The 24,620-nt window shown below is 69.2% G+C and carries 21 protein-coding genes and 1 tRNA gene; 19 read left to right on the forward strand and 3 right to left on the reverse strand.

Features of this window, described 5'->3' with window-relative positions; genetic code table 11:
- Positions 1–8 precede the first annotated feature (8 nt).
- The 5 genes from Psi01_RS27935 (at position 9) to Psi01_RS44425 (ending at position 6,498) form a co-directional block, all read left to right on the forward strand.
- Entirely contained in the window at positions 9–1,487 is a 1,479-nt protein-coding gene (locus tag Psi01_RS27935; protein ID WP_204067095.1) for a glutamate synthase subunit beta, read from the forward strand.
- A gap of 348 nt (positions 1,488–1,835) precedes the next feature.
- Positions 1,836–3,542, forward strand: a complete 1,707-nt coding sequence (locus tag Psi01_RS27940) for a S8 family peptidase (RefSeq protein WP_204067096.1) — start codon at positions 1,836–1,838, stop codon at positions 3,540–3,542.
- An 89-nt stretch (positions 3,543–3,631) separates the two neighbouring features.
- Positions 3,632–4,015: a DUF2784 domain-containing protein gene (locus Psi01_RS27945; RefSeq protein WP_204067097.1), complete on the forward strand. Its 384-nt coding sequence runs from the start codon at positions 3,632–3,634 to the stop codon at positions 4,013–4,015.
- A 78-nt stretch (positions 4,016–4,093) separates the two neighbouring features.
- Positions 4,094–5,524: a pyruvate kinase gene (gene pyk, locus Psi01_RS27950; protein ID WP_204067098.1), complete on the forward strand. Its 1,431-nt coding sequence runs from the start codon at positions 4,094–4,096 to the stop codon at positions 5,522–5,524.
- A gap of 521 nt (positions 5,525–6,045) precedes the next feature.
- Positions 6,046–6,498 (forward strand): hypothetical protein, encoded by a 453-nt coding sequence (locus tag Psi01_RS44425; RefSeq protein ID WP_204067099.1) that lies wholly within the window; start codon positions 6,046–6,048, stop codon positions 6,496–6,498.
- Positions 6,499–6,719: 221 nt separating this feature from the next.
- On the opposite strand, the gene Psi01_RS27960 is transcribed toward Psi01_RS44425, so the two are convergent.
- Positions 6,720–6,794, reverse strand: a tRNA-Leu gene (locus Psi01_RS27960).
- Between the two features lie 134 nt (positions 6,795–6,928).
- Between Psi01_RS27960 and Psi01_RS27965 the strand changes: the two genes are divergently transcribed.
- From Psi01_RS27965 to Psi01_RS27990, 6 genes are all read left to right on the forward strand, one after another.
- Positions 6,929–7,501, forward strand: a complete 573-nt coding sequence (locus Psi01_RS27965) for an ANTAR domain-containing response regulator (RefSeq protein ID WP_204067126.1) — start codon at positions 6,929–6,931, stop codon at positions 7,499–7,501.
- Positions 7,502–7,887: 386 nt separating this feature from the next.
- Entirely contained in the window at positions 7,888–9,045 is a 1,158-nt protein-coding gene (locus tag Psi01_RS27970; protein WP_275424606.1) for a branched-chain amino acid ABC transporter substrate-binding protein, read from the forward strand.
- A gap of 157 nt (positions 9,046–9,202) precedes the next feature.
- Complete coding sequence (locus Psi01_RS27975; RefSeq protein WP_204067101.1) at positions 9,203–10,171, forward strand: branched-chain amino acid ABC transporter permease; 969 nt, start codon at positions 9,203–9,205, stop codon at positions 10,169–10,171.
- Positions 10,168–11,337, forward strand: coding sequence for a branched-chain amino acid ABC transporter permease (locus Psi01_RS27980; RefSeq protein ID WP_204067102.1), 1,170 nt, complete (start codon positions 10,168–10,170; stop codon positions 11,335–11,337). Before Psi01_RS27975 ends, Psi01_RS27980 begins: the two co-directional genes overlap by 4 nt.
- 47 nt (positions 11,338–11,384) lie before the next feature.
- Complete coding sequence (locus Psi01_RS27985) at positions 11,385–12,149, forward strand: ABC transporter ATP-binding protein (protein WP_204067127.1); 765 nt, start codon at positions 11,385–11,387, stop codon at positions 12,147–12,149.
- Positions 12,139–12,873 (forward strand): ABC transporter ATP-binding protein, encoded by a 735-nt coding sequence (locus tag Psi01_RS27990; RefSeq protein WP_204067103.1) that lies wholly within the window; start codon positions 12,139–12,141, stop codon positions 12,871–12,873. Before Psi01_RS27985 ends, Psi01_RS27990 begins: the two co-directional genes overlap by 11 nt.
- 102 nt (positions 12,874–12,975) lie before the next feature.
- Here the strand turns inward: Psi01_RS27990 and Psi01_RS27995 are convergent, their stop codons facing one another.
- On the reverse strand, positions 12,976–13,500 hold the full coding sequence (locus tag Psi01_RS27995; protein WP_239128079.1) for a DUF4352 domain-containing protein: 525 nt from the start codon (positions 13,498–13,500) through the stop codon (positions 12,976–12,978).
- 195 nt (positions 13,501–13,695) lie between these two features.
- On the opposite strand from Psi01_RS27995, the gene Psi01_RS28000 reads away from it, so the two are divergent.
- The 3 genes from Psi01_RS28000 to Psi01_RS28010 are packed head-to-tail and all read left to right on the forward strand — an operon-like array spanning position 13,696 to position 16,172.
- Positions 13,696–14,559: an ABC transporter substrate-binding protein gene (locus Psi01_RS28000; RefSeq protein WP_204067105.1), complete on the forward strand. Its 864-nt coding sequence runs from the start codon at positions 13,696–13,698 to the stop codon at positions 14,557–14,559.
- 3 nt (positions 14,560–14,562) lie between these two features.
- The gene (locus Psi01_RS28005) at positions 14,563–15,414 is read left to right on the forward strand and encodes an amino acid ABC transporter permease (protein ID WP_204067106.1); all 852 of its coding nucleotides are present in this window, start codon (positions 14,563–14,565) and stop codon (positions 15,412–15,414) included.
- Complete coding sequence (locus Psi01_RS28010) at positions 15,411–16,172, forward strand: amino acid ABC transporter ATP-binding protein (protein WP_204067107.1); 762 nt, start codon at positions 15,411–15,413, stop codon at positions 16,170–16,172. Before Psi01_RS28005 ends, Psi01_RS28010 begins: the two co-directional genes overlap by 4 nt.
- 495 nt (positions 16,173–16,667) lie before the next feature.
- Here the strand turns inward: Psi01_RS28010 and Psi01_RS28015 are convergent, their stop codons facing one another.
- Complete coding sequence (locus tag Psi01_RS28015) at positions 16,668–17,048, reverse strand: hotdog fold thioesterase (RefSeq protein ID WP_204067128.1); 381 nt, start codon at positions 17,046–17,048, stop codon at positions 16,668–16,670.
- Between the two features lie 107 nt (positions 17,049–17,155).
- Here Psi01_RS28015 and polA point away from each other — a divergent pair, with 107 nt between their 5' ends.
- The 5 genes from polA (at position 17,156) to coaE (ending at position 24,433) form a co-directional block, all read left to right on the forward strand.
- Entirely contained in the window at positions 17,156–19,858 is a 2,703-nt protein-coding gene (gene polA / locus Psi01_RS28020) for a DNA polymerase I (protein ID WP_204067108.1), read from the forward strand.
- A 415-nt stretch (positions 19,859–20,273) separates the two neighbouring features.
- The gene (locus Psi01_RS28025) at positions 20,274–21,344 is read left to right on the forward strand and encodes a polysaccharide deacetylase family protein (protein ID WP_204067109.1); all 1,071 of its coding nucleotides are present in this window, start codon (positions 20,274–20,276) and stop codon (positions 21,342–21,344) included.
- Positions 21,345–21,579: 235 nt separating this feature from the next.
- The gene (gene rpsA / locus Psi01_RS28030) at positions 21,580–23,070 is read left to right on the forward strand and encodes a 30S ribosomal protein S1 (RefSeq protein WP_204067110.1); all 1,491 of its coding nucleotides are present in this window, start codon (positions 21,580–21,582) and stop codon (positions 23,068–23,070) included.
- Between the two features lie 180 nt (positions 23,071–23,250).
- Positions 23,251–23,706: a GNAT family N-acetyltransferase gene (locus tag Psi01_RS28035; protein ID WP_204067111.1), complete on the forward strand. Its 456-nt coding sequence runs from the start codon at positions 23,251–23,253 to the stop codon at positions 23,704–23,706.
- A 130-nt stretch (positions 23,707–23,836) separates the two neighbouring features.
- Entirely contained in the window at positions 23,837–24,433 is a 597-nt protein-coding gene (gene coaE / locus Psi01_RS28040) for a dephospho-CoA kinase (RefSeq protein WP_204067112.1), read from the forward strand.
- The last annotated feature ends 187 nt before the right edge of the window (positions 24,434–24,620 follow it).

The raw sequence follows: 24,620 nt of genomic DNA on the forward strand, positions 1-24,620 counted from the left end.
TAACACCGATGGCTGACCCGAAGGGTTTCCTGAACCACGGGCGCGAGCTGCCGGCGCGCCGCCCGGTGGACGTCCGCATCCGCGACTGGCGTGAGGTCTACCAGGACTTCCCCGCCGAGAAGCTGACCAAGCAGGCGTCCCGCTGCATGGACTGCGGCATCCCGTTTTGCCACAACGGCTGCCCGCTCGGCAACCTCATCCCCGAGTGGAACGACCTGGTCTACCGCGACGACTGGCGCGAGGCGATCGAGCGGCTGCACGCCACCAACAACTTCCCGGAGTTCACCGGCCGCCTGTGCCCGGCTCCGTGTGAGGCGGCGTGCGTCCTCGGCATCAACTCCGACCCCGTGGCCATCAAGCGGGTCGAGGTCGAGATCATCGACCGCGCCTTCGACGAGGGCTGGGTCACCCCGCAGATCCCGGCCACCAGGACCGGCAAGCGCGTGGCGGTCGTCGGCTCGGGCCCCGCGGGCCTGGCCGCCGCCCAGCAGCTCACCCGCGCCGGGCACGACGTGGTGGTCTTCGAGCGGGCCGACCGCATCGGCGGCCTGCTGCGCTACGGCATCCCCGAGTTCAAGATGGAGAAGCGGCACATCGACCGCCGGCTCGAGCAGATGCGGGCCGAGGGCACCGAGTTCCGCACCGGCGTCAACGTCGGCGTGGACGTCACCGCCGCCCGGCTCCGCGAGGAGTTCGACGCCGTCGTGCTGGCCGGCGGCGCCACCCAGTGGCGCGACCTGCCCGTCGCCGGGCGCGACCTGAAGGGCGTCTACCAGGCGATGGAGTACCTCCCGCCGGCCAACAAGGTCCAGGAGGGCGACTTCGCCGAGTCCCCGATCTCGGCCGAGGGCAAGCACGTGGTCGTGATCGGCGGCGGCGACACCGGCGCCGACTGCATCGGCACCGCCATCCGCCAGGGCGCCGCCTCGGTGACCCAGCTGGAGATCATGCCGCAGCCGCCGGCCGCCCGCCCCGGCAGCCAGCCGTGGCCCACCTTCCCCATCCTGTTCAAGATGGAGAGCGCCCACGAGGAGCTGGCCGACGGCGGCGGCGACCGGGTCTACGCGGTCTCCACCACCGAGTTCGTCGGCGACGCCGACGGCAACGTCCGGGCGCTGCGCCTGGTCGAGGTCGAGGGCCCGCAGACCGGCTTCAAGCCGATCCCCGGCACCGAGCGGGAGATCCCGGCCGAGCTGGTCACCCTGTCGATGGGCTTCCTCGGCCCGGAGAAGGGCGCGCTGCTGCAGGACCTGGCCGCCGAGGGTGGCGACGACTTCTACGACGCGCGCGGCAACGTCGCCCGCGACAGGGACTACCAGTCCAAGGTGGAGGGCGTCTTCGTCGCCGGTGACATGGGCCGCGGCCAGTCGCTGATCGTCTGGGCGATCGCCGAGGGCCGCTCGGCCGCCGCGGCGGCCGACCGCTACCTCACCGGGCAGACCGCCCTGCCGGTGGCGATCCCGCCGACCGCCCGCCCGCTGGTCTGACCCTCCGGGGTCCCCTCCGCGGGACCCCGGACCCCGGACCCCGGTTCACCGGACCCCGGTTCACCGGACCCGTCCCCGTGCTCCGTCCCGCCCTCCGGCGGGGGAGCGGGGGGACGGGTTCCGCGTTTCCGGGAGGGGACGGGCCCGAGGTCTCCGGGAGGCTCCCCGGGAGGGCTCTCTGGGCAGGGGTACGGCGGGCCGTACCCGTGCCGATCCGCCATGACGGGGGCACCGGGACCCGCCAGGCGCGTAAGGTCGGAGATATAGCTATATCTCGATTTCAAATTGCTTTGGTGGCTATATGCCTGAAAGATGCTTCTTCTTGGTTCCGGCAGGCATGGAGAGTCGATGAAGCGCGCAATCGGGCGTCTGGCAGCGATGGTGACCGCCGTCACCGTGGCCGGCACCCTCACCACCGGCGGCACGGCCAGCGGAGCGACGGCCGCCCCACAGGTCCGCGACTATCTCGTCTTCTACGCCGACGGCGCCCACACCGGAGCGATGCGGGCCATCACCGCCGCCGGCGGCACCGCCCTGTCGACCGAGGGCAAACTCCGCTACATCATCGCCAGAGGCCCCGGCTCCCGCTTCGTGGAGAGCCTCGCCGACAGCGACGCCGTCGCCGGAATCTCCTCCGACCGCAAGATCGGCTACGCCACCGCGCTCCCCGCCGCCTCACCGGCCTCGATCGGCCCGGCCGCCACCGCCTTCCCCGACAGCCAAGCCCTGTCCGTCGCCTCCAGCCGGCCCGAACCGCTCGCCGGACGGCAGTGGGACATGAAGATGATCGGCGCCACCGCCGACCGCTCCCACGCCAGCGCGCCCGGCCACCGGAAGGTACGCGTCGGCATCATCGACACCGGCGTCGACGGCAACCACCCCGACATCGCCCCCAACTTCGACCGCGCCCTCAGCCGCAACTTCGTCACCGACCGGCCCGACGACCCCAACGGCGCCGAACTCGACGGCCCCTGCGAGTTCCCCGGCTGCAAGGACCCCGTCGACTGGGACGACGACGGCCACGGCACCCACGTGGCCAGCACGATCGGCTCCCCGGCCAACGGCCTGGGCATCGCCGGCGTCGCCCCCGACGTCACGATCGTCAACCTGCGCGCCGGCCAGGACTCGGGCCTGTTCTTCCTCAAGCCCAGCCTCGACGCCCTCACCTACGCCGCCGACAACGGCATCGACGTGGTCAACATGAGCTACTACGTCGACCCGTGGCTGTTCAACTGCACCGCCAACCCCGCCGATTCCAAGGCCGAGCAGCTCGAACAGCGCGGCATCATCACCGGCATGCAGCGCGCCCTCGACTACGCCCGCAAACACGGCGTCACCCTGATCAGCGCGATCGGCAACGGCTCCACCGACCTGGGCAAGCCCAAGCGCGACACCAGCAGCCCCGACTACCCGCTGGAGACCGAGCGCGTCCGCAAGGTCGACAACTCCTGCCTCAACGTCCCGGCCGAGTCCAAGGGCGTCATCTCCGTCACCGCCCTGGGACCCAGCAAGCGCAAGTCCTACTTCTCCGACTACGGCATCGAGCAGGCCGACCTGTCGGCCCCCGGCGGCGACGAGTACGACGGCGGCTCCAAGCCCGACGTCACCAGGCTCATCCTCGCCGCCGTCCCCAAGCGCCTGCTCGACAAGCAGGGCCTGCTCGCCTCCGACGGCACCCCCAAGACCCCCATGGTCGTACGCGACTGCCAGCGCGGCGTGTGCGCCTACTACCAGTACCTGGCCGGCACCTCCATGGCCGCCCCGCACGTCACCGGCGTGGCCGCCATCCTGATCGGCCGCTTCGGCGCCCCCTCCACCGACGGCGTCACCATGCCGCCCGCCGAGGTCCAGCGCCTGCTGTACGCCAGCGCCACCAAGAAGGCCTGCCCCTCGCCCCGCAAGTACGTCTACCGCTTCGAGGACCAGAAGACCACCCACACCTGCGAGGGCTCCAAGTCCCGCAACGGCTTCTACGGCCACGGCATCGTCAGCGCCGCCAAGGCCGCCACCATCCACGCCGACGGACCCACCGCCCCGGTCGGCAGGGGCGACTGACGGCCGCCGGCCCGGCCGGGAGTCCCTCCCCGCCGGGCCGGCGCCCCGGACCGGGCCTGCCGCCCGGCCGTACCGCATAGCGTGGAACCATGACGTATCACCTCATCGGGCAGGCCGCGATGGTGGTGCACTTCCTGTTCCTGGCCTTCATGGCCGTCGGCGGATTCCTCGCCTGGCGCTGGCCCCGCCTCATCTGGGCCCACCTCGCCGTCGCCGCCTGGGGGGTGCTCTCCGTCATCACCGGCATGGAATGCCCGCTGACCGTCGTGGAGGACTGGGGACGGCGCAACGCCGGAGAGCAGGGCCTGCCGCCCTCCGGATTCATCGACCACTACATCGAAGGGGTCGTCTACCCCGAGGAGCACACGAACCTCGCCCGGCTGGCCGTCGCCGCCCTCGTGATCGTCTCCTGGGCGGGCTTCCTGCGACTGCGGGCGCGAGCCGGCTCACCACCTCGCATCACCCGCGAGTAGCATCACGTCACCGAGTTTTTCGCCCGTGATATGACCCTCGTCACTCCCCAGTGGTCTGTACCAATTAAGGTAGGACCCGTGACTCGTCGCGCGAAAATCGTCTGCACTCTCGGCCCTGCCACGTCCTCACCCGAACGCCTCCGCGAGCTCATCGCGGCAGGCATGGACGTGGCCCGTTTCAACCTCAGCCACGGCAGCCACGAGCTGCACAAGGAGGTATACGACAGGGTGAGGGAGGTCGCCGCCGACCTCGGCCGCGGCGTGGGCGTACTCGCCGACCTGCAGGGTCCCAAGATCCGCGTCGGCAAGTTCGAAGAGGGCCCCGTCCGCCTCGGCTTCGGCGACGTCTTCACCATCACCACCGAAGAGGTCCCCGGCGACCGCGAACAGGTCTCCACCACCTACCTGGGCCTGCCCAAGGACGTCCGCCCCGGCGACAGCATCCTCGTCGACGACGGCCGCGTGCACCTGGAGGTCACCCGCGTCGACGGCCCCCGCGTCACCACCCGCGTCGTCATCGGCGGCATGATCTCCGACAACAAGGGCCTCAACCTGCCCGGCGTCAACGTCAGCGCCCCCGCCCTGACCGACAAGGACGAGGCCGACCTGCGCTGGGCCCTGCGCACCGGCTTCGACCTCATCGCCCTGTCCTTCGTGCGCCGCCCCTCCGACGCCGACGTGGTCCGCAACATCATGGAGCAGGAGGCCGTCCGCCTCCCGCTGCTCGCCAAGATCGAGAAGCCCCAGGCCGTCGACCGCCTCCCCGAGATCATCGAAGCCTTCGACGGCATCATGGTCGCCCGCGGCGACCTCGGCGTCGAGCTCCCCCTCGAAGAGGTCCCGATCGTCCAGCAGCGCGCCATCGAGCTGTGCCGCGAGAAGGCCCGCCCGGTCATCGTCGCCACCCAGATGCTCGACTCGATGATGAACGCCCCCCGCCCCACCCGGGCCGAGGCCTCCGACGTCGCCTACGCCGTCATGGACGGCGCCGACGCCGTCATGCTCTCCGGCGAGACCTCCGTGGGCAACTACCCCATCGAGTCCGTCAACACGATGAGCCGCATCGCCACCGCCGCCGAGCGGTCGGTCCTGGAGGCCACCCACCGCCTCGACCGGCTCCCCGAGACCACCGGAGGCGCCATCGCCCGCGCCGCCGCCGAGGTCGGCGCCATCGTCGGCGCCAAGGCCCTGGTCGCCTTCACCATGTCCGGCGAGACCGCCCGCCGCCTGGCCCGCTATCGCTCGCCCATCCCGCTCCTGGCCTTCACCTCCTCGCCCCACGTGCGCAACCAGCTCGCCCTGACCTGGGGCGTGGAGACCTTCGAGGTCCCCTTCGTCCACCACACCGACGACATGGTCCGCCAGGTCGAGGCCTCCCTGCTCGCCCACGCCCGCCTGGAGAAGGGCGACAAGGTCGTCATCGTCGCCGGCTCCCCGCCCGGCACCGCCGGCTCCACCAACGCCCTGCGCGTGCACACCATCGGCTCCGCCGTCGCCCACCCGGGCTGACCCGCGCCGGGCACGGCTCCCGCACCACACCTCGGGGCCTGCGCCGTCCACCGGGACGGCCCAGGCCCCGGCCGGTGTGCTCTCCACGCCCTTGGACGGGCGAGTCGTGACGCACGGGGGCCGACGGACCCGCCCGTGGGGCGCGTCCGGGGCAGAGCGGGTGTCGCCCACCCGGGCTGCGCCGTACGGCACGCGGGTCCGGCCCTCGACGTGGGTGTGGAGGCGGCGATGGGAGTGAGGCCGATATGTGACCGGCGGGCGCAGCCCCTTGGGAGCCGAAGCCCGCGCCACTCGCAGAGAAGCGCGGACCCCGACACGCGTCCCTGAGCGGCGCCTGACGGCAGGTCAGTACTTCGGCCCCACGAACTCGTCCAGCCGCTCCACAGCCTCCCTCCGGGCCACGGAGATCTCGTTGCGCTTGTTGTGGCGCCAGGCGACGTCCAGCCTGTCCAGCGCCTCACCACAGAGCCGGAGGATGTCCTTGACTCGTTCTTGAAGAGGTAACGCGGATATTCGTACCAGTGGTCACTGCCGTTGACCTGGCGGCGGACCCGGTTCATGCCACGGTAGCCGTCGGAGTGCATCAGCCCCCGGACGAAAGGTCCCGGCTGTTCATCGACGATCTGACACTGCCAGGGCTCCAGCGCGATCTCGCGGTCGTGCTTCTTGCCGGGACCGTGCTGGGGGAACAGGCACAGCCAGTGTTTGGAATAGGCGTTCACGCTGACGCACCCGACGCGGCGGAGACGACCCACACTGACGGGAAGGACTGCACCCATCGCATCCGTGGCCGCCTGGATGAGGCCAGGCCAGGTGTTGGAGCAAGCGATCATCAGGCGATAGACGCCTCTCCGATGATGGACGATGTGTCCGTCGCCGAGGTAGAGGCCGAGCAGGTAGGCGTAGGCCTCAAGAGGCGGCGCATCTCCACGGCAGCGAGGACACGGGGTTTCCCTCTCCTGGGCACGACGTGATCCCATTCGCCACTTCTGTACTGCACCGAGGGAGACGCCGCAGAGCTCGGCGACCTGGCGGTCAACCAGCCCGAGGGCGGAGAGACGGAGCGCGCGGTCGACCGTTTCGCGGGGGTGCATGGTCCAACCATGCCAGCCGTCACCGACAGTTTTTTGCCGACTACGGAAGGTGCTGATATGTCAGGGCCGCCCGATTCGAGGTCGGACGGCCCTGCTGCTTGTGCCCCGGGTGGGACTCGAACCCACACTGTACGGGTTTTGAATCCGCTCCCTCATGCCAATTGGGGTACCGGGGCAGGAATCCAGACCTGTCTGGATTTGTCCAAAACGCCTGTGTGTAGCGTAGCCGATGGCGATCACTCGGCGGCACCGGCGTGGTCCTAATCTAGCGGACGTCGGTACTCTCTTGCTCGTGAGTACGCAGCGGCGAGTGGTGATCGCGGAAGACGAGGCGTTGATCCGCCTCGACCTCAAGGAGATGCTGGAAGAGGACGGGTATGCCGTCGTCGGCGAGGCCGGGGATGGTGAGGCGGCGGTCAAGCTGGCGCTGGAGCTCAAACCCGATCTGGTGATCCTGGACGTGAAGATGCCCATCCTGGATGGGATCTCGGCCGCTGAGCAGATCGTCTCGCAGCGGATCGCGCCGTGTCTGATCTTGACGGCGTTCTCGCAGCGGGATCTGGTGGAGCGGGCCCGGGACGCCGGGGCGATGGCCTATCTGGTCAAGCCGTTCACGAAGTCCGATCTGGTTCCGGCGATCGAGATGGCGGTGAGCCGCCATGAGGAGATCGCCGCGCTGGAGCGGGAGGTCGGCTCGCTGTCGGAGCGGTTGGAGACGCGCAAGCTGGTGGAGCGGGCCAAGGGGCTGCTCATGGCCGAGCACGGGTGGAGTGAGCCGCAGGCGTTCCGGTGGATCCAGAAGGCGTCGATGGACCGCCGGCTGAGCATGCGCCAGGTGGCGCAGATCGTCGTCGGTGAGGCTTCCGGGGCGAAGGAGGCTTGACGGACGGTCCTGACAGGGGTCTGTCGGGTGCCCGCGCGGTGTGGCCGTGGCGGGGAGTGACGTCGGGAAGCCCGTGCCCGTCTCGGAGGACGAGATCGGCACGGGCTTCGGCGTCTTCGGTGTGTCGGGTTGGAAAGATCGCAGGTCGGCGGTGACCATGGCTTTTGTACCTAGTAGCCGAAATGAATCGGTGTAATAACGAAGCGGTAACGTAGGCCTCTACTGTATCGACCTGTGACATCCGCTGGCTGTACTAACCGACACACCCCCTGGCCACTCCGCCAGGGGAGGGCATCTGTGAACCTGGTCCTGACAGTGGACCGGGTGAAAGGAAGGCAACCTTGCGGCCTAAGACTGCTCGCCTCGGTGGAGTGCTTGCTGCCGGCGTGGCGCTCACCCTTGGTCTCGCCGCCTGCAGCAGTGGCGGTGACACGGGGACCACGCCGGAGGGCGGCTCCAGCGCTGCCGCTCCTGGCACCATCAAGATTGGTTTCATGGGTGACCTGACCGGCCCGAACTCGGGCATCGTCATCCCGCCGAGGAATGGTGCCAAGCTCGTCATCGACGAGTACAACAAGACCAACCCGGCTGTGAAGATCGAGCTGGTCGAGTACGACAGCCAGGGTGACGGTTCCAAGGCCGTCGCCCTCGCCCAGCAGGCCATCAAGGACGACAAGATCGTCGGTCTGGTGGGCCCGGCCTTCTCGGGCGAGTCCGCCCAGGTGGCGCCGGTGCTGGAGGAGGCGAAGATCCCGAGCATCTCGGCTTCCGCCACCAACACGAAGCTGGCCGAGAACGGCTGGAAGTTCTGGCACCGCGTCCTGCCGAACGACGGTGTCCAGGGCCCGAGCATCGCCGACTTCATCGCCGGCGGCGCCGCGGCCAAGAACGTGTTCGTCATTGACGACAAGTCCGAGTACGGCAAGCCGCTGGCCGACGCCGTCCGCGCCCAGCTGGGCACCAAGGGCGTCCAGGTGACCAACGACTCGCTGGACCCGACCGAGAGCGACTTCTCCTCGGTCGTGAACAAGGTCGCGGCGGCCAAGCCGGACGCGATCTTCTTCGGTGGTTACTACGCGGCCGGCGGCAACCTGCTCAAGCAGCTGCGTGACAAGGGCGTCAAGGACGCCAAGTTCTTCTCCGGTGACGGTTCGCTGGACAAGGGCCTGATCGAGGGCGCCGGTGCGGCCAACGCCGAGGGCGCGCTCGTGGGCTGCCCCTGCTACATCGCCACCCCGGACGTCACCGACGCCAAGGTGAAGGGCTTCGCCGACGCCTACAAGGCCGCCTTCAGCGCCGACCCGGCGATCTACGCCGCCGAGGGTTACGACGCCGCGACGGTCTTCGTGGAGGCGGTCAAGGCCGGCAACACCACCCCGGAGAAGATCAACGAGTTCATCGCCTCGGCGAACATCGCGGGTGTCTCCAAGCAGATCAAGTTCCAGGCCAACGGTGAGGTCGAGGCCAAGGACATCTACATCTACCAGGTCAAGGGCGGCGCGATCACGCTGCTCGGCAAGGCCGCGGAGGCGAAGCTGGGCTGAGGTCCGGAGCTCTGAAGAGTTAGGTAGTCGACGCGCGGGGAGTGGGACGCGTGATGCGGTCCCGCTCCCCGCGTGATTGCTGGCCGGTCCACGAGACCAGGTCCGCAGGGAGCTACCGGACAGTGCAGGCGATCCCCGCTAGAAGTGGTAATCCCTAGTGTTCAATGACTTCATTAATCAGTTCTGGCCGGCGACAATCGACGGCCTGGCGTTCGGTTCGATCTACGCCCTGATCGCGCTCGGGTACACGATGGTGTACGGCGTGCTCAGGCTGATCAACTTCGCCCACTCCGAAGTGTTCATGATCGGCACTTTCGGTGCGATGTTCGTGCCCTTCACGCTGGGCATCAATTCGGCTCTCACCGGTTTCGCCCTCGTGGGCGTGATCGTGCTGATGATCCTGGCCGGCATGCTGGCCTCCGCCGGTACCGCGGTGGCGCTGGAGCGTATCGCCTACCGGCCGCTGCGCAAGCGCGGCGCCTCCCGGCTCGCGGCCCTGATCTCGGCGATCGGCGCCTCGATCTTCCTGCAGGAGCTGTTCGCGCTCGTCATCATCCCGAATGTCTTCGACCGTCCCCAGCAGGGGCGCGTCCAGATGGGCCTGCCCCGTCTGATGGAGCGCACCGAGCTGTTCTCGATCTTCGGTCACACGGTCCGGGTGGACCAGGTCCTGGTGATCGTGGCGGCGCTGGGCATGATGGTGGTGCTCGACCGGCTGGTGAACGCCACGAAGATCGGCCGTGGTATCCGCGCCACCGCGCAGAACCCCGAGTCGGCCGTGCTGATGGGCGTCGACATCGACAAGATCATCCGGATGACGTTCCTGATCGGCGGCGCCATGGCCGGTGTGGCCGGTGCGCTCTACCTGATCTCGTATGAGAACACGAACTACTTCATCGGGTTCCTCTTCGGCATCAAGGCGTTCACCGCGGCGGTCCTGGGCGGCATCGGCAACCTGCGCGGCGCCCTGGTCGGCGGTATCGTCCTCGGCCTGGTGGAGAACTACGGAGCCATCTTCTTCGGCTCCGACTGGAAGCACGTGATCTCCTTCACCATCCTCGTCTTGGTCCTGATGTTCCGTCCCACCGGAATCCTCGGTGAATCACTCCAGCAGGCGCGCGCATGAACGAGAAGAATCCCTTGGCACGCTTCCGGCACCAGCTCGGTCATTCCAGCGACGTGATCCGCGACCGCTGGGCGCACACGCCGGGCTGGCAGCGCTGGATCGTCTACGTCGCCCTGATCATCGGGGCTATTCTGCTGCCCTCGGAGTCCATCGGCAGTTTCATGTCGCCGGACACCGACTGGGCGAGCATCCTGTTCTTCCCGATCGGCACCTACGTGCTGCTGGCCATCGGCCTGAACGTCGTGGTCGGCCAGGCCGGTCTGCTGGACCTGGGCTTCGTGGCCTTCTACGCGGTGGGCGGCTACGCGATGGCGTTGCTGGGCACCCGGCTGGGCTGGAACTTCTGGGTCATCCTCATCGTGGGCATCGGCATCTGCGCCCTGTCGGGCATCACCCTGGGCGCGCCGACGCTGCGGCTGCGCGGTGACTATCTGGCGATCGTCACGCTGGGCTTCGGTGAGATCATCCGCATCACCGCGCGCAACACCGACGAGATCGGCGGCCCGAACGGCATCCGCGGCATCCCTCACCCGCCGAGCTACGAGGACCTCGTCCTCTTCGGCATCAACTTCTCCGACACGTTCGGGGTGGACCCCCTCAAGTACGGCGTGCTGGACCCGCGGCCGTACTACTACCTGCTGGTCGCGCTGGCCGTCGTCGTGATCATCCTGGTGAAGCGCTGGGAGAAGAGCCGCGTCGGGCGCGCCTGGGCGGCGATCCGCGAGGACGAGGACGCGGCCGAGGTCATGGGCGTGCCGACGTTCCGCTTCAAGATCCTCGCCTTCGCCATCGGCGCCTCCATCGGTGGCGCGATGGGCGTGCTGTGGGCGGCGAAGTCGATCTCGATCAACCCCAACGACTTCCAGTTCCTGCTGTCGGCGACGATCCTGGCCGCGGTGGTCATGGGCGGTTCGGGCAACCTGCCGGGAGTCATGCTGGGCGCGTTCCTCGTGGCGTGGCTGCCCGAGCGCTTCCGCGGCCTGCAGGAGTACCGCATGCTGATCTTCGGCGCGGTGCTCGTCGCACTGATGATCTTCCGCCCCGAGGGCCTGCTGCCGTCGCGTCAACGTAAGGCGGAGCTGAAAGAAGGAACGGGCGGAATGGGTACGCTCGGAGCTGAGGTTCCCGGGCCGGAGTCGCGGGGCGAGGAGGTGGCGTCGAAGTGAGCACCGAAACGAGCGTCGCGGTGGGTCAGGAGCGCACTGGCCGGCCGATGCTGGAGCTGCAGAACCTCGTCATGCGCTTCGGCGGCGTCACCGCCCTGCGCGAGGTGAACCTGCGGGTCGACGAGGGTGAGATCTTCGCGCTCATCGGCCCGAACGGCGCCGGCAAGACCACGGTGTTCAACGTGGTGACCGGGGTCTACCAGCCGACCGAGGGCCAGGTCCTCTTCCAGGGCGAGAAGATCAGCGGCGTCAAGCGGTTCAAGATCACCAAGCGGGGCATCGCCCGGACGTTCCAGAACATCCGGCTGTTCCACAACATGACGGCGCTGGAGAACGTCATGGTGGGCTCGGACGCCCACCACCGCGCCGGCATGGTCAGCGTGGCGCTGGGCCTGCCCTGGCACCGCAAGGCCGAGGGTGAGGGCCGCAGGCTGGCGAGGGAACTGCTGGAGTTCGTCGGCGTCGCGCACCGCGCGGACGACTACGCCAAGAACCTGCCCTACGGCGACCAGCGCCGCCTGGAGATCGCCCGGGCGCTGGCCACCAACCCGAAGCTGCTGCTGCTCGACGAGCCCGCCGCGGGCATGAACCCGGCGGAGAAGGAGGCGCTGCAGCAGCTCATCCGCGACATCCGGGACTCCGGGCGGACCATTCTGATCATCGAGCACGACATGAGCCTCATCATGGGCATCAGCGACCGCATCGCGGTGCTGGACTTCGGCCAGAAGATCGCCGATGGCCTGCCGGACGAGGTTCGCAACGACCCCCGGGTCGTCGAGGCGTATTTGGGGGCTCCCGCAGATGCTTCTTGAGGTCAAGGACATCCACGTCCACTACGGAAAGATCGCCGCTCTCAAGGGCATCTCCGTCGAGGTCAACGAGGGTGAGATCGTCACCCTCATCGGGGCGAACGGGGCGGGCAAGACCACGACCCTGAAGACCATCTCGGGCCTGCGCGGCCTGACCTCGGGCCGCATCCTCTTCGACGGCAAGGACATCAGCAAGATGCCCGGCCACAAGCGGGTGATGGCGGGTCTGGGACAGGCTCCCGAGGGCCGCGGGATCTTCCCCGGCATGACGGTCCACGACAACCTGCTGATGGGCGCCTACGCGCGTTCGGGGAACTTCGACAAGGAGCTCGCCGAGGCCTACGAGCTGTTCCCGCGGCTGGCCGAGCGCAGGAACCAGGCGGCCGGCACCATGTCCGGCGGCGAGCAGCAGATGCTGGCCATCGGCCGGGCCCTGATGGCCAAGCCGAAGGTGCTGCTGCTGGATGAGCCCTCGATGGGTCTGGCGCCGCTGCTGGTGCAGCAGATCTTCTCCATCATCGAGGAGATCAACCGGCGCGGCACCACGGTGCTGCTGGTGGAGCAGAACGCGCAGCAGGCGCTGAGCCTCGCGCACCGGGCCTACGTCCTGGAGACCGGCTCGGTGGTCAAGAGCGCTCCGGCCGCGGAGCTGCTGGACGACCCCGACGTGCGGGCCGCCTACCTCGGCGGCGGGCTCGGGCACGAGGCGCCGGGCGAGCGCGCGTGAGCCGTACCGCGTGAAGGCGGGCCCGCCGTGCGTCGCGCGCGGCGGGCCCGGCCTGCCGTACCCCCGCCGGAGGGGTCGTCCCGCCCGGACCGCTCGAGCCGGTCAGGGCAGGGGGACCGTGACACCGTCCGTGGCGGCCAGCCCGAGCGGCGGGTCGCCGAACAGCTTCACGGAGGCGGGCCGGGCGTCCTTCGGGATGTCGAACCACAGGTCCATCTCCACCCTGACCCCGGCGCCCAGCAGGAACCTGTCCGGCTGCCGCTTGGTGGCCTGGGTGAAGGGGTCGATCGCGTGAGCCGTGCCGTCGGCGGCGACCAGCCGCTGCTTGCCGGCCTCGAAGCGGGAGTTGGTGCGGCCGGGATTCTCCATGAGGATCCGCACGACCACGTACTGCCCCTTGGCCTGCCACTCGGCGTGGCTGCCGAAGAACCCGCTGAGCCCCTTCTGCAGGCCGATGACCTGGAAGCGGATCTCCCCGTCCTGCGCGGGCGGGGCCGTCACGGCGATCTCGCCCGGCCGGACCGCGCGGGCGGGCAGGTCGTAGGTGGGGGAGGGCGTGGCCGCCGGGGTCCGCGCGGCCTGCTGCGGTTCGCCGGAGCAGCCGCCGGTCAGGACGGTGATTATCACGGCGATCACTGGGAATGCGGCGAGGCGCGACATGAAGATCACGCTAAGCAGTGCCAGGCTGAGAAAGTACTTGTGACAGTGCTTGTTGTCCGAATCGTGTCACAGCGGTGACCGTCGTGGTCACGGACATGAGGCAGCATCACCTGCACTGAGGTATCCATACAAAAGAAGCGACGTTGACCGAAGGAGGCCGTTGTGGGCCTGAGTTTTGTTTCCCGTCGCGCGCTGGCGGTGGGCGCGATGGTCGTCGCCGGTGCGCTCGGCCTGTCGGCCTGCGGTAGTGGTGGCGACACCACCAGCGCGAGCCAGAGTGCGGGTGCCTCGTCCGCTCCGGCCGCCGCGGGCGGGCCCAAGCTGGTCGCCGCCGGCAAGCTGACGACCTGCACCAACATCCCCTACGAGCCCTTCCAGTTCAAGGAGGGCGACAAGATCGTCGGCTTCGACGTCGACATCGTCGACCTGGCCGCCAAGAAGCTCGGCGTGACGCAGGAGATCGTCGACATCGACTTCGCCGTCATCAAGAGCGGCGCCGCGATGGCCGCCGGCAAGTGCGACCTCGCCGCCGCGGGCATGACCATCACCGACGAGCGCAAGGCGAACATCGACTTCTCGGTGCCGTACTTCGACGCCACCCAGGCGCTGCTGGCCAAGAAGGGCACCGGCGCCACGTCGCTGGACGACGTCAAGGCCAAGAACCTCAAGCTCGGCGCCCAGGCCTCGACCACCGGCCTGGACTACGTCAAGGAGCAGGGTTTCAACCCCCGCGAGTTCGCCGACTCCTCCAAGGAGCTGCTGGGCCTGCAGTCCGGCCAGGTCGACGTGATCGTCCAGGACCTGCCGGTCGTGCTCACCTGGCTGAAGAAGCCGGAGATCGCCGAGAAGTTCGAGCTGATCGCCAGCCTGGACACCGGTGAGCAGTACGGCATCGGCCTGAAGAAGGGCGCCGACCCGGTCATCCTCAAGGCGGTCAACGACGCGATCACCGAGGCCAAGGCCGACGGCACCTACGAGCAGATCTACGTCAAGTGGTTCGGCAAGAAGCCCGGCGAGCTCGGCTGATCCATGACCGACCAGTCAACCGCGACTGAGCCCTCCGGCCCTGGCGGGCCCCCTCCCGCCAGGGCCCGGTTCAGTCCCCGTAAGAGGCAGCAGATCAGCCGGGCCGTCCAGTACGTCATCCTGGTGGTCGCGGCGCTCGCCGTCGTGCTGTTCGTCGACTGGGCGAGCCTGGCCCAGAACTTCGCCAAGCCCGAGGTGGCCCAGGAGACGCTGCCCGAGCTGTTCACGATCGCGCTGAAGAACACGCTCATCTACTCGATCGGCGGGTTCGTCTTCGCGTTCCTGATCGGTCTCGTGCTGGCCCTGATGCGGTTGTCGTCGGTGCGGCCGTACCGCTGGCTGTCGCTGGCCTACATCGAGATCTTCCGGGGCCTGCCGGCGCTGCTGATCTTCCTGATGATCCTGTTCCTGCCGCTGGCGCTGCCCGGCTTCGAGGTGCCCGGCGGCCTGTACGGCCAGGGCATCCTGGGCCTGACCATCGTCGGTTCGGCCTACATGGCCGAGACGCTCCGCGCGGGTCTGCAGGCGGTGCCGAAGGGGCAGATGGAGGCGGCCCGCTCGCTGGGCATGTCGTACAGCAGGGCGATGATCTCGATCATCATCCCGCAGGCCGTGCGCATCGTGATCCCGCCGACGACCAACCAGTTCGTGTCCCTGCTCAAGGACTCGTCGCTGGTGCTGTTCCTCGGCGTCTCCGGCGAGTACGTCGAGCTGACGAAGTTCGGCAACGACCTGGCCTCGACGTACGCGAACGCCACGCCCATCCTGGTGGTCGGCGTGACCTACCTGCTCGTCACCATCCCGCTGGGCTATCTTGCGACCCGGCTGGAGAAGCGTCAGGGGAAGGGACGGTGACCCCGGTGAACCACGCGGTCGAGATTCGCGATCTGCACAAGCACTTCGGCAGGCTGGAGGTGCTCAGGGGCATCGACTTCACCGTCGAGCCCGGCCAGGTGGTCTGCGTCATCGGCCCGTCCGGGTCGGGCAAGTCCACCCTGCTGCGCTGCGTGAACCTGCTGGAGCAGCCCACCTCGGGCAAGGTGTTCGTCGAGGGCGTCGAGCTGACCCACATCGACGTCGACATCGACGCCGCCCGCCGCCGGGTCGGCATGGTCTTCCAGCAGTTCAACCTGTTCCCCCACATGACGGTGCTGGAGAACGTCACCATCGCCCAGCGCCGGGTGCTCAAGCGCGGCAAGGCCGAGTCCGAGCGGATCGCGCGGGAGAACCTGGACAGGGTCGGCCTCAGCGAGAAGGCGGACTCCTACCCGGCGCAGCTGTCCGGCGGCCAGCAGCAGCGCGTGGCGATCGCCCGCGCGCTGGCCATGAGCCCCTCCCTGATGCTCTTCGACGAGCCCACCTCCGCGCTCGACCCGGAGCTGGTCGGCGACGTGCTCACGGTCATGCGCAAGCTGGCCGAGGAGGGCATGACCATGCTGGTGGTCACCCACGAGATGGCCTTCGCCCGTGACGTGGCCGACCGGGTGGTGTTCATGGACGGCGGCGTCATCGTCGAGGACGGCCCGCCGGACCAGGTGATCGGCGCGCCGCAGCACGAGCGGACCAAGTCGTTCCTGCGCCGGGTGCTCGACCCGACGCACACCGACGTCTGATCCCTGCCGGGGCGCCGTGCCGTCCCGGGGTCTCGCCGTCCGCTCCCGTACGGCCCGCGCCCGCCCGGCGCGGGCCGTACGGCTGTGCGGGGGCGGACGGCGCCGGGGCCGGGGCCGGAGTCGGGGTCACGGCGAGACGGGGCTGCGAAAGGCACCCGGAGATACGAAAGAACCGGGACCACCCTCCCGGCACTGGCGTGTGCGAGGTCTGTGGTCCCGGTTCCACGAGTGGGCCCCGGATCCGAGGGAGCCTTTGGCGCCGTACAGAGCTTCCCCGACCCTGTACGTTTTCTACTCGGTCTCCCCACGGACGCCGGAGCCACTCGCGTTGATTCCCCTACCCCTCTTCACGGAGCGGGAATCCTCCGCATCGCGGTTGAGTTTTCGCGATTCCTCCCGCCCACGCGGCGAGGATTTCGGTCCCACTATAAGCATGCCGCCCGTGATCCGGAGGGCATTCGCGCATGAGTGTCTCGCCATGCGTGGCGGGACGGGTCAGGCGTCGCGGAGCATGCAGGTCAGCCGGGAGGTGCACACGCGGCGCCCCCGCTCGTCGGTGATCTCGATGTCGTAGGTGGCGACCGTCCGGCCGCCGTGCAGGCGGGTGGCCACGCCGGTGACGCGTCCGGCGGTGGCCGAGCGGTGGTGGGTGGCGTTGATCTCGATGCCGACGGCGATGCGGCCGGGGCCGGCGTGCAGCGCCGCCCCGGTGGAGCCGATGGTCTCGGCGAGCACGCAGGAGGCGCCGCCGTGCAGCAGGCCGTACGGCTGGGTGTTGCCGTCGACGGGCATCGTCGCCACGACGCGCTCGGCGCTCGCCTCGGTGATCTCGATACCCATCCGCTCCACGAGGCTGTTCTTGTACGAAGCGCCCATCAGCTCCTCCAGGCGGGTGGTGTCATCGGGGCCGGTCAGAGTCAAGGGGGCGTCTCCTGTCGTGCGAGGTCGGGTTTTCTGTCGCACCAGGAGACTAGGCTTCTGCTGTGCCGAAGAGCGAAGCGACCCCCACTCGTCCGTGTCTCCTGCTCCTCGATGGGCATTCACTGGCCTATCGGGCGTTCTACGCGCTTCCCGAGGAGAACTTCTCCACCTCGACGGGGCAGACCACCAACGCGATCTACGGTTTCACGTCGATGCTGGTCAACGTGCTCCGTGACGAGCAGCCCACCCACGTGGCGGTCTGCTTCGACCGGTCGGAGCCGACCTTCCGGCACGAGGAGTACACCGACTACAAGGCCAACCGCAGCGCCAGCCCCGACACCTTCCGCAGCCAGATGAGCCTGATCCACGAGATGCTCGACGCGCTGCGCGTGCCGCACCTGTCGATGCCCGGCTACGAGGCCGACGACCTGATCGCCACGCTGGCGACCAGGGCCGCCGCGCAGGACATGAGCGTGCTGATCGTCACCGGCGACCGCGACGCGCTGCAGCTGGTCGACGAGCGGATCACGGTCCTGATGACCCGGGTGGGGATCAGCAACATGACCCGGTTCACGCCCGAGGTCGTGCTGGAGAAGTACGAGCTCACCCCGGCGCAGTACCCCGACTTCGCCGCGATCCGCGGCGACGCCAGCGACAACCTCAAGAACATCCCCGGCGTGGGGGAGAAGACCGCGGCCAAGTGGATCCGCGAGTTCGGCTCGCTGGAGGAGCTGGTCAACCGGGTCGACGAGGTCAAGGGCAAGGTCGGCGACAAGCTCCGCGAGCACCTCGACCAGGTGCTGATGAACCGCCGCCTCACCCAGCTGATCCGGGACGTCCCGCTGGATCAGGAGGTCTCCCAGCTGAAGGTCGGCCAGTGGGACCGCGAGGAGATCGACAAGATCCTGGACGCCCTGGAGTTCCGGGGCGAGATCCGCGACCGGCTCTTCAAGACCCTCGGCGCGCCCGAGCCCGAGGCCGCCGACGGTTTCGAGATCGAGGTCGTCGTGCTGGGCGCGGACGAGGTGTCCGGCTGGCTGGGCGAGCTGCCCGAGGGCCGGGTCGGCCTGGCCTTCACGGGCGCCTACGGCAGCGGCACCGGCCGCGTCGAGGGCATCGCGATCGCCGCTCCGGACGGCGCGGACGGCGGACCCCGGGCGGCGTTCGTCGATCCGGCGAAGCTGACCGAGGGCGACGAGGCGGCGCTGCGCGCCTGGCTGGCCGACGAGTCCAGGCCCAAGGTCGTGCACGACGCCAAGGGGCCGATGCTGGGGCTGTGGGCCCAGGGGATGGAGCTGCGCGGGCTGTCCTGTGACACGGCTCTGGCGGCCTATCTGGCCACGCCCGGCCAGAAGTCCTTCCCGCTGGAGGACCTCGTCCAGGTCTACCTCAAGCGCGAGCTGCGCGGCGGGGCCGGCGACGGCCAGGTCAGCCTGTTCGACGACCAGGAGGCCGACGCGGCCCGCGACCTCGGCCTGCGGGCCCTGGCCGTGCGCGACCTTGCCCTGGCGCTGGAGGCCTTCCTGGAGCCGCGCGGCGGCGCCCACCTGATGAGCGATGTGGAGCTGCCGCTGGTGACCGTCCTGGCCGAGATGGAGCGCGACGGCATCGCCGCCGACCGAGCCCACCTGGAGGGCCTGGAGGCCGAGTTCCGCGCGGCGGTCAGGCAGGCCGTCGAGGCGGCCCACGCCTCCGTGGGCGAGCAGTTCAACCTGGGCTCGCCCAAGCAGCTGCAGGAGATCCTGTTCACCAAGCTGGCGCTGCCCAAGACCAAGAAGATCAAGACGGGTTACAGCACCGACGCCGAGCAGCTGGCCTGGCTGGCCACGCAGACCGACCACGAGCTGCCGACCATCATGCTGCGCCACCGCGACCAGGAGAAGCTGCGGGTCACGGTCGAGGGCCTGATCAAGGAGATCTCCGACGACGGCCGGATCCACACCACCCTCAAGCAGACCGTGGCGGCCACCGGGCGGCTGAGCTCGGAGAAGCCCAACCTGCAGAACATCCCGATCCGCACGGCCGAGGGGCGCCGGATCCGGCAGGGCTTCGTGGTCGGCTCCGGCTACGAGACGCTGCTGACGGCCGACTACAGCCAGATCGAGCTGCGCATCATGGCGCACCTGTCGGGCGACGAGTCGCTGATCGCCTCCTTCGAGTCCGGGCACGACTTCCACCAGGCGACCGCGGCGCGGGTCTTCGACATCGCGCCCGACCAGGTCAACGGCGAGATGCGCGCCAAGATCAAGGCGATGAACTACGGCCTGGCCTACGGCCTGTCCGACTTCGGGCTCTCCGCGCAGCTGGGCATCCCGGTGGCGGAGGCCAGGTCACTCAAGGAGGAGTACTTCGAGGAGTTCGGCGGCGTCCGCGACTTCCTCAACGCGATCGTCGCCCAGGCCCGCCAGGACGGCTACACCGAGACCATCATGGGCCGCCGCCGCTACCTGCCCGACCTCAACAGCGACAACCGCCAGCGCCGCGAGATGGCCGAGCGGATGGCCCTCAACGCGCCGATCCAGGGCTCGGCGGCCGACATCATCAAGGTCGCCATGCTCCACGTGCACAAGGCGCTCAGAGAGGCGGGCCTGGCCTCCAGGATGCTGCTGCAGGTCCACGACGAGCTCGTGTTCGAAGTGGCCCCGGGGGAGCTCGAGCCCCTGCGCGAGCTGGTCCGCGACCGGATGAACGCCGCCTACTCGCTGCGCGTCCCGCTGGAGGTCTCGGTGGGCGTGGGCCGCACGTGGGAGGACGCCGGCCACTGACCGCCCCTCCCCCCGGGGGCCGTCGCGAACGGCGTCCACGCGGCCGGAGAACGCCGTCCGGAGGCGGGAGCGGCGGTGCGTGGCGGGCGGGGGCGGGCTCGGCTGTCGTGCGGCGCCCCACGGGTGGGCGACACCCGGCCCGCCATGCACCGCCGTACCCGCTTGCAGCCTCAGGGCTTATTCGTCGAGGCCGTCTGCGGCGGGTGGGAGGCGGCCTCCGCCGGCGTGCGTGCCGTGGGCGTCCGCCGAGGTGGTGAACCTTTCGGAGGGTTCGCGGGGGTGCATGGCCGCTGGTGGGCATGGCCGGGGAAGTGACCAGGCTTGTCCGGGTCTGTTCTAGGGTTGGAAGGCAGCCGACACCTCGACGGGCAGTGGGAGTCTTGTGCGGAGTCCAACCCTTCTCACGCGGATCCTCATGGTGGCCAACGCCGTTGTGATCGTCATCGCTCTCGGGGTCCTGCTGCTGCTTCCCACCCCCGACGAGCAGCCCGCCCGGCACACCTCGGCCGCGGTGGAACCCAGCGGGAGCCCGGCGCCGGCGAAGGTGGAGCTGCCCTCCTCCGAGCTGCCCCCTGCGGTCATCGCCACGCCCGAGTTCGCCCGGCAGGTGGGGGCCAACGAGCTGGGACTGGTACCGGTGATCATGTACCACCGGATCGTGAAGAAGCGCACCGCCTCCATCGACCGCACCCCCAGCCAGGTGCGCGGAGAGATGGAGAAACTGGCCAGGGACGGCTACGTGCCGATCACCGCCAGGGAGTTCGCCACCGGGCAGATCAACATCCCGGCCGGCAAGCACCCGGTCGTGCTGACCTTCGACGACGGCCACCCCAGCCACTTCGCCCTGGACGAGACGGGCATGCCGGCGCGCGACACCGCCGTCGGGATCATCTACGAGGTGGCGCGCCAGTATCCGGAGTTCCGTCCGGTGGCCACCTTCTGGGTCAACCGCGAGCCGTTCGGCCTGAAGGACCGGGACGACCAGGCGCGCGCCGTGCAGTGGCTGGCCTCGCGAGGCTTCGAGGTGGCCAACCACACCTGGAGCCACCCGTTCCTGCCGTCGCTGTCCAGGAAGCGGATCGCCGAGCAGCTCGTCCGGGTCGAGCGCATGCTGGGCAGCTTCGGCCTGGGCCCCTCCGAGACGCTGGCGCTGCCGTACGGCGGGATGCCGCGGGCCAGGTCCACCGTGCAGCACGGCAAGTGGGACGGGACCCGGTTCGGGTTCAAGGGGGTCTTCCTGGCCGGCGCGCAGCCGTCGGTCTCGCCCTTCGACAAGTCCTACGACTGGCGCTCGATCCAGCGGATCCAGAGCAACGGCAAGAAGGGCGAGTGCCGCAGATGGTGCTCGCAGTACTGGCTCGAATGGCTCCGCAGGCACCCCGATCAGCTGTACACGGCGGACGGGGATCCGGAGCGCATCTCCATACCGGGCAAACTTCGGGGTAATATCAGCTCCAAGCGGAGGCAGCAGGTCAACGCCTATTAGCCGTTCCTGCCGTCGTTTTCGTCCCTGTGCGTCCCGTGGCGCCTGCCGTCTTCGGATTGACCAGGCCCGTCCAGTCTCATATGCTGATCGCTGCGCTGTGGGCTCGCGCGTGTCTCGGACGGAGTGGGCTCGCGCTCGATCACGTCGATGTCAAAACTCCTTCGGCTGAACGATAAGAGGCCTGCTGCGCGTTCGCCCACATCGACATCTGTCCGCGTTCGGAGCAATTCCACACATGACGAGCAGCACTGAGGCCACCTCGAGCACCCCGCAGGTAGCGGTCAACGACATCGGGTCCGAGGAAGAGTTCCTCGCAGCGATCGACCTGACCATCAAGTACTTCAACGACGGCGACATCGTCGAGGGCACCGTCGTCAAGGTCGATCGAGACGAAGTTTTGCTCGACATCGGCTACAAGACCGAGGGTGTCATCCCCTCGCGTGAGCTCTCGATCAAGCATGATGTCGACCCGGCGGACGTCGTCGAGGTTGGAGAGCACGTCGAGGCCCTGGTCCTCCAGAAGGAGGACAAGGAGGGTCGCCTGATCCTGTCCAAGAAGCGCGCCCAGTACGAGCGCGCCTGGGGCACGATCGAGAAGATCAAGGACGAGGACGGCATCGTCACCGGCACCGTCATCGAGGTCGTCAAGGGTGGTCTCATCCTCGACATCGGCCTGCGTGGCTTCCTGCCGGCCTCCCTCGTCGAGATGCGCCGCGTGCGCGACCTGCAGCCGTACGTCGGCCGTGAGCTCGAGGCCAAGATCATCGAGCTGGACAAGAACCGCAACAACGTGGTCCTGTCCCGCCGTGCCTGGCTGGAGCAGACCCAGTCCGAGGTCCGCCAGACCTTCCTCAACACCCTGCAGAAGGGTCAGGTCCGCAAGGGCGTCGTCTCCTCGATCGTCAACTTCGGTGCGTTCGTGGACCTCGGCGGCGTCGACGGCCTGGTTCACGTCTCCGAGCTGTCCTGGAAGCACATCGACCACCCGTCCGAGGTCGTCGAGGTCGGCCAGGAGGTCACGGTCGAGGTCCTGGACGTCGACATGGAGCGCGAGCGCGTCTCCCTGTCGCTCAAGGCGACCCAGGAAGACCCGTGGCAGCAGTTCGCCCGCACCCACCAGATCGGCCAGGTCGTGCCGGGCCGCGTCACCAAGCTGGTGCCGTTCGGTGCGTTCGTCCGCGTCGAGGAGGGCATCGAGGGCCTGGTCCACATCTCCGAGCTGGCCGAGCGCCACGTCGAGATCCCCGAGCAGGTCGTCCAGGTCGGCGACGAGATCTTCGTGAAGATCATCGACATCGACCTCGACCGTCGCCGGATCTCGCTGTCGCTCAAGCAGGCCAACGAGGGCGCGATCGGTTCCGACGTCGAGTTCGACCCCACGCTGTACGGCATGGCGGCGACCTACGACGACCAGGGCAACTACATCTACCCCGAGGGCTTCGACCCGGAGACGGGCGAGTGGCTCGAGGGCTTCGACCGTCAGCGCGAGGAGTGGGAGCGGCAGTACGCCGAGGCCCAGACCCGCTTCGAGGCGCACAAGCGCCAGGTCGAGGAGGCCCGCAAGGCCGAGGCCGAGGCGGGCGAGGCCGCCCCGACGTCCTACTCCGGTGAGACCCCGGCCTCCAGCAGCAGCACCGGCGGCTCCTCCGCTCCGGCGGGTGGCGCCCTCGCCTCCGACGAGGCCCTCGCGGCTCTGCGCGAGAAGCTCGCCGGCGGCCAGAGCTGAGCCTCTGAGCGACGGAGCACGTCTCCGGAGCACTCGGAGCTGAGTCTCTGAGCGCCCGGAGACGGGCCTGCCGAGCACCATCTGTTCCACCCGAGGGCCCCGCCACGGCGGGGCCCTCGGCGTTTCCGCCCACCGCGGGGGTGCGCCCAGGACGTGCACGGCAGGCCCTAAGGTGGTCCCGTGACGGCGATCGAGCGGGCGGAGCCCGGGGACGCGGGTGAGATCCTCACCGTGCAGCGCGCGGCCTACGTGAGCGAGGCGCAGCTGTACGGCGACCCGTTCATCCCGCCGCTGGTCGAGTCGGTGGAGCAGGTCCGCAAGGTCGTCGAGACCGGGACCGTGCTCGTGGCCCGCGACGGCGGCCGCGTCGTCGGGGCGGTCCGCGGCCGGCTGTCCGGGACGACCTGTCTGGTGGGACGCCTGGTCGTCGCCCCCGACATGCAGGGGCGGGGGATCGGCGGGGCGCTGCTGACGGCCCTGCACGAGGAGAGCGCCGACGCCCTGGCGTTCGACCTGTTCACCGGGCACCTGTCGGAGGGCAACCTGAGGCTCTACCGTCGTCACGGCTACCGCGAGACCCGCAGGGAACGGATGAGCGACCACCTGACCCTGGTGCACCTGCGCCGCTGGGTCTGACGCCTCCCGGGATCCGCGTCGGCCGCATCAGCCGTCCCGCCGCTGCGTCCGGCGCGAGATGACCCTCGGCCTGACTACCCCGTCACGGGGGCCGCGCCACGGGGCGCTCCGTACCCGTATGCTGCCGCTCATGGTGAAGGTGGGGCTGACGGGCGGAATCGGGTCGGGCAAGAGCGAAGTGTCGCGGCGGCTGTCGGCCAGGGGCGCGGTGGTGATCGACGCCGACAAGATCGCCCGTGAGGTGGTGGAGCCGGGGACCGAGGGACTGGCGCGGGTGGTCGCGGTCTTCGGGGAGGAGGTGCTCCGCGAGGACGGCTCGCTCGACCGGGAGAAGCTCGGTTCGATCGTCTTCGCCGACTCCGAGAAGCTGGCGGCGCTCAACGGCATCGTGCACCCCCTGGTCGGGCGGCGCGTCGCCGAACTGCAGGAGCAGGCCGACGACCACGCGATCGTCGTCTACGACGTGCCGCTGCTGGCCGAGAACAAGCTCGCCCCGATGTACGACGTGGTGATCGTCGTCGACGCGTCCGACGAGGTGCGGCTGGAGCGGCTGGTACGGGTGCGCGGCATGGGCGAGAAGGACGCCCGGGCCCGGATCGCCGCCCAGGCGGGCCGGGAGGAGCGTCTCGCGATCGCCGACATCGTGATCCCCAACGAGGGCTCCCTGGAGGAGCTGGAGGCCCGGGTCGAGGAGGTCTGGCGACGGCTGTCGGCCGCCACGCCGTAGCCGGGCAAGTCGCGTCTCCCAGGGCCGCGTCTCCCAGGGCCGCGTCTCCCAGGGCCGCGTCTCCCAGGGCCGCGTCTCCCAGGGCCGCGTCTCCCGCGGGCCGGGCCCGCTGCGGGCCGTGCCTCCCGCAGGGCCCCGTGAACGGCGGCGGCCCGGCCGTCGGGGACGACCGGGCCGCGCGTGCCGT

Origin of the sequence: Paraplanobispora siamensis (assembly GCF_016863175.1) — a bacterium.
GTDB lineage: Bacteria > Actinomycetota > Actinomycetes > Streptosporangiales > Streptosporangiaceae > Planobispora > Planobispora siamensis.

Bases quoted from the DNA above. Each gene is read 5' to 3' on its own strand.
- Psi01_RS27935 (WP_204067095.1), top strand. From the start codon at position 9: ATGGCTGACCCGAAGGGTTTCCTGAACCACGGGCGCGAGCTGCCGGCG.
- Psi01_RS27940 (WP_204067096.1), top strand. From the start codon at position 1,836: ATGAAGCGCGCAATCGGGCGTCTGGCAGCGATGGTGACCGCCGTCACC.
- Psi01_RS27945 (WP_204067097.1), top strand. From the start codon at position 3,632: ATGACGTATCACCTCATCGGGCAGGCCGCGATGGTGGTGCACTTCCTG.
- Psi01_RS27980 (WP_204067102.1), top strand. From the start codon at position 10,168: ATGAACGAGAAGAATCCCTTGGCACGCTTCCGGCACCAGCTCGGTCAT.
- Psi01_RS27985 (WP_204067127.1), top strand. From the start codon at position 11,385: ATGCTGGAGCTGCAGAACCTCGTCATGCGCTTCGGCGGCGTCACCGCC.
- Psi01_RS27990 (WP_204067103.1), top strand. From the start codon at position 12,139: ATGCTTCTTGAGGTCAAGGACATCCACGTCCACTACGGAAAGATCGCC.
- Psi01_RS28005 (WP_204067106.1), top strand. From the start codon at position 14,563: ATGACCGACCAGTCAACCGCGACTGAGCCCTCCGGCCCTGGCGGGCCC.
- Psi01_RS28015 (WP_204067128.1), bottom strand. From the start codon at position 17,048: ATGGGCGCTTCGTACAAGAACAGCCTCGTGGAGCGGATGGGTATCGAG.
- Psi01_RS28025 (WP_204067109.1), top strand. From the start codon at position 20,274: ATGGTGGCCAACGCCGTTGTGATCGTCATCGCTCTCGGGGTCCTGCTG.
- rpsA (WP_204067110.1), top strand. From the start codon at position 21,580: ATGACGAGCAGCACTGAGGCCACCTCGAGCACCCCGCAGGTAGCGGTC.
- coaE (WP_204067112.1), top strand. From the start codon at position 23,837: ATGGTGAAGGTGGGGCTGACGGGCGGAATCGGGTCGGGCAAGAGCGAA.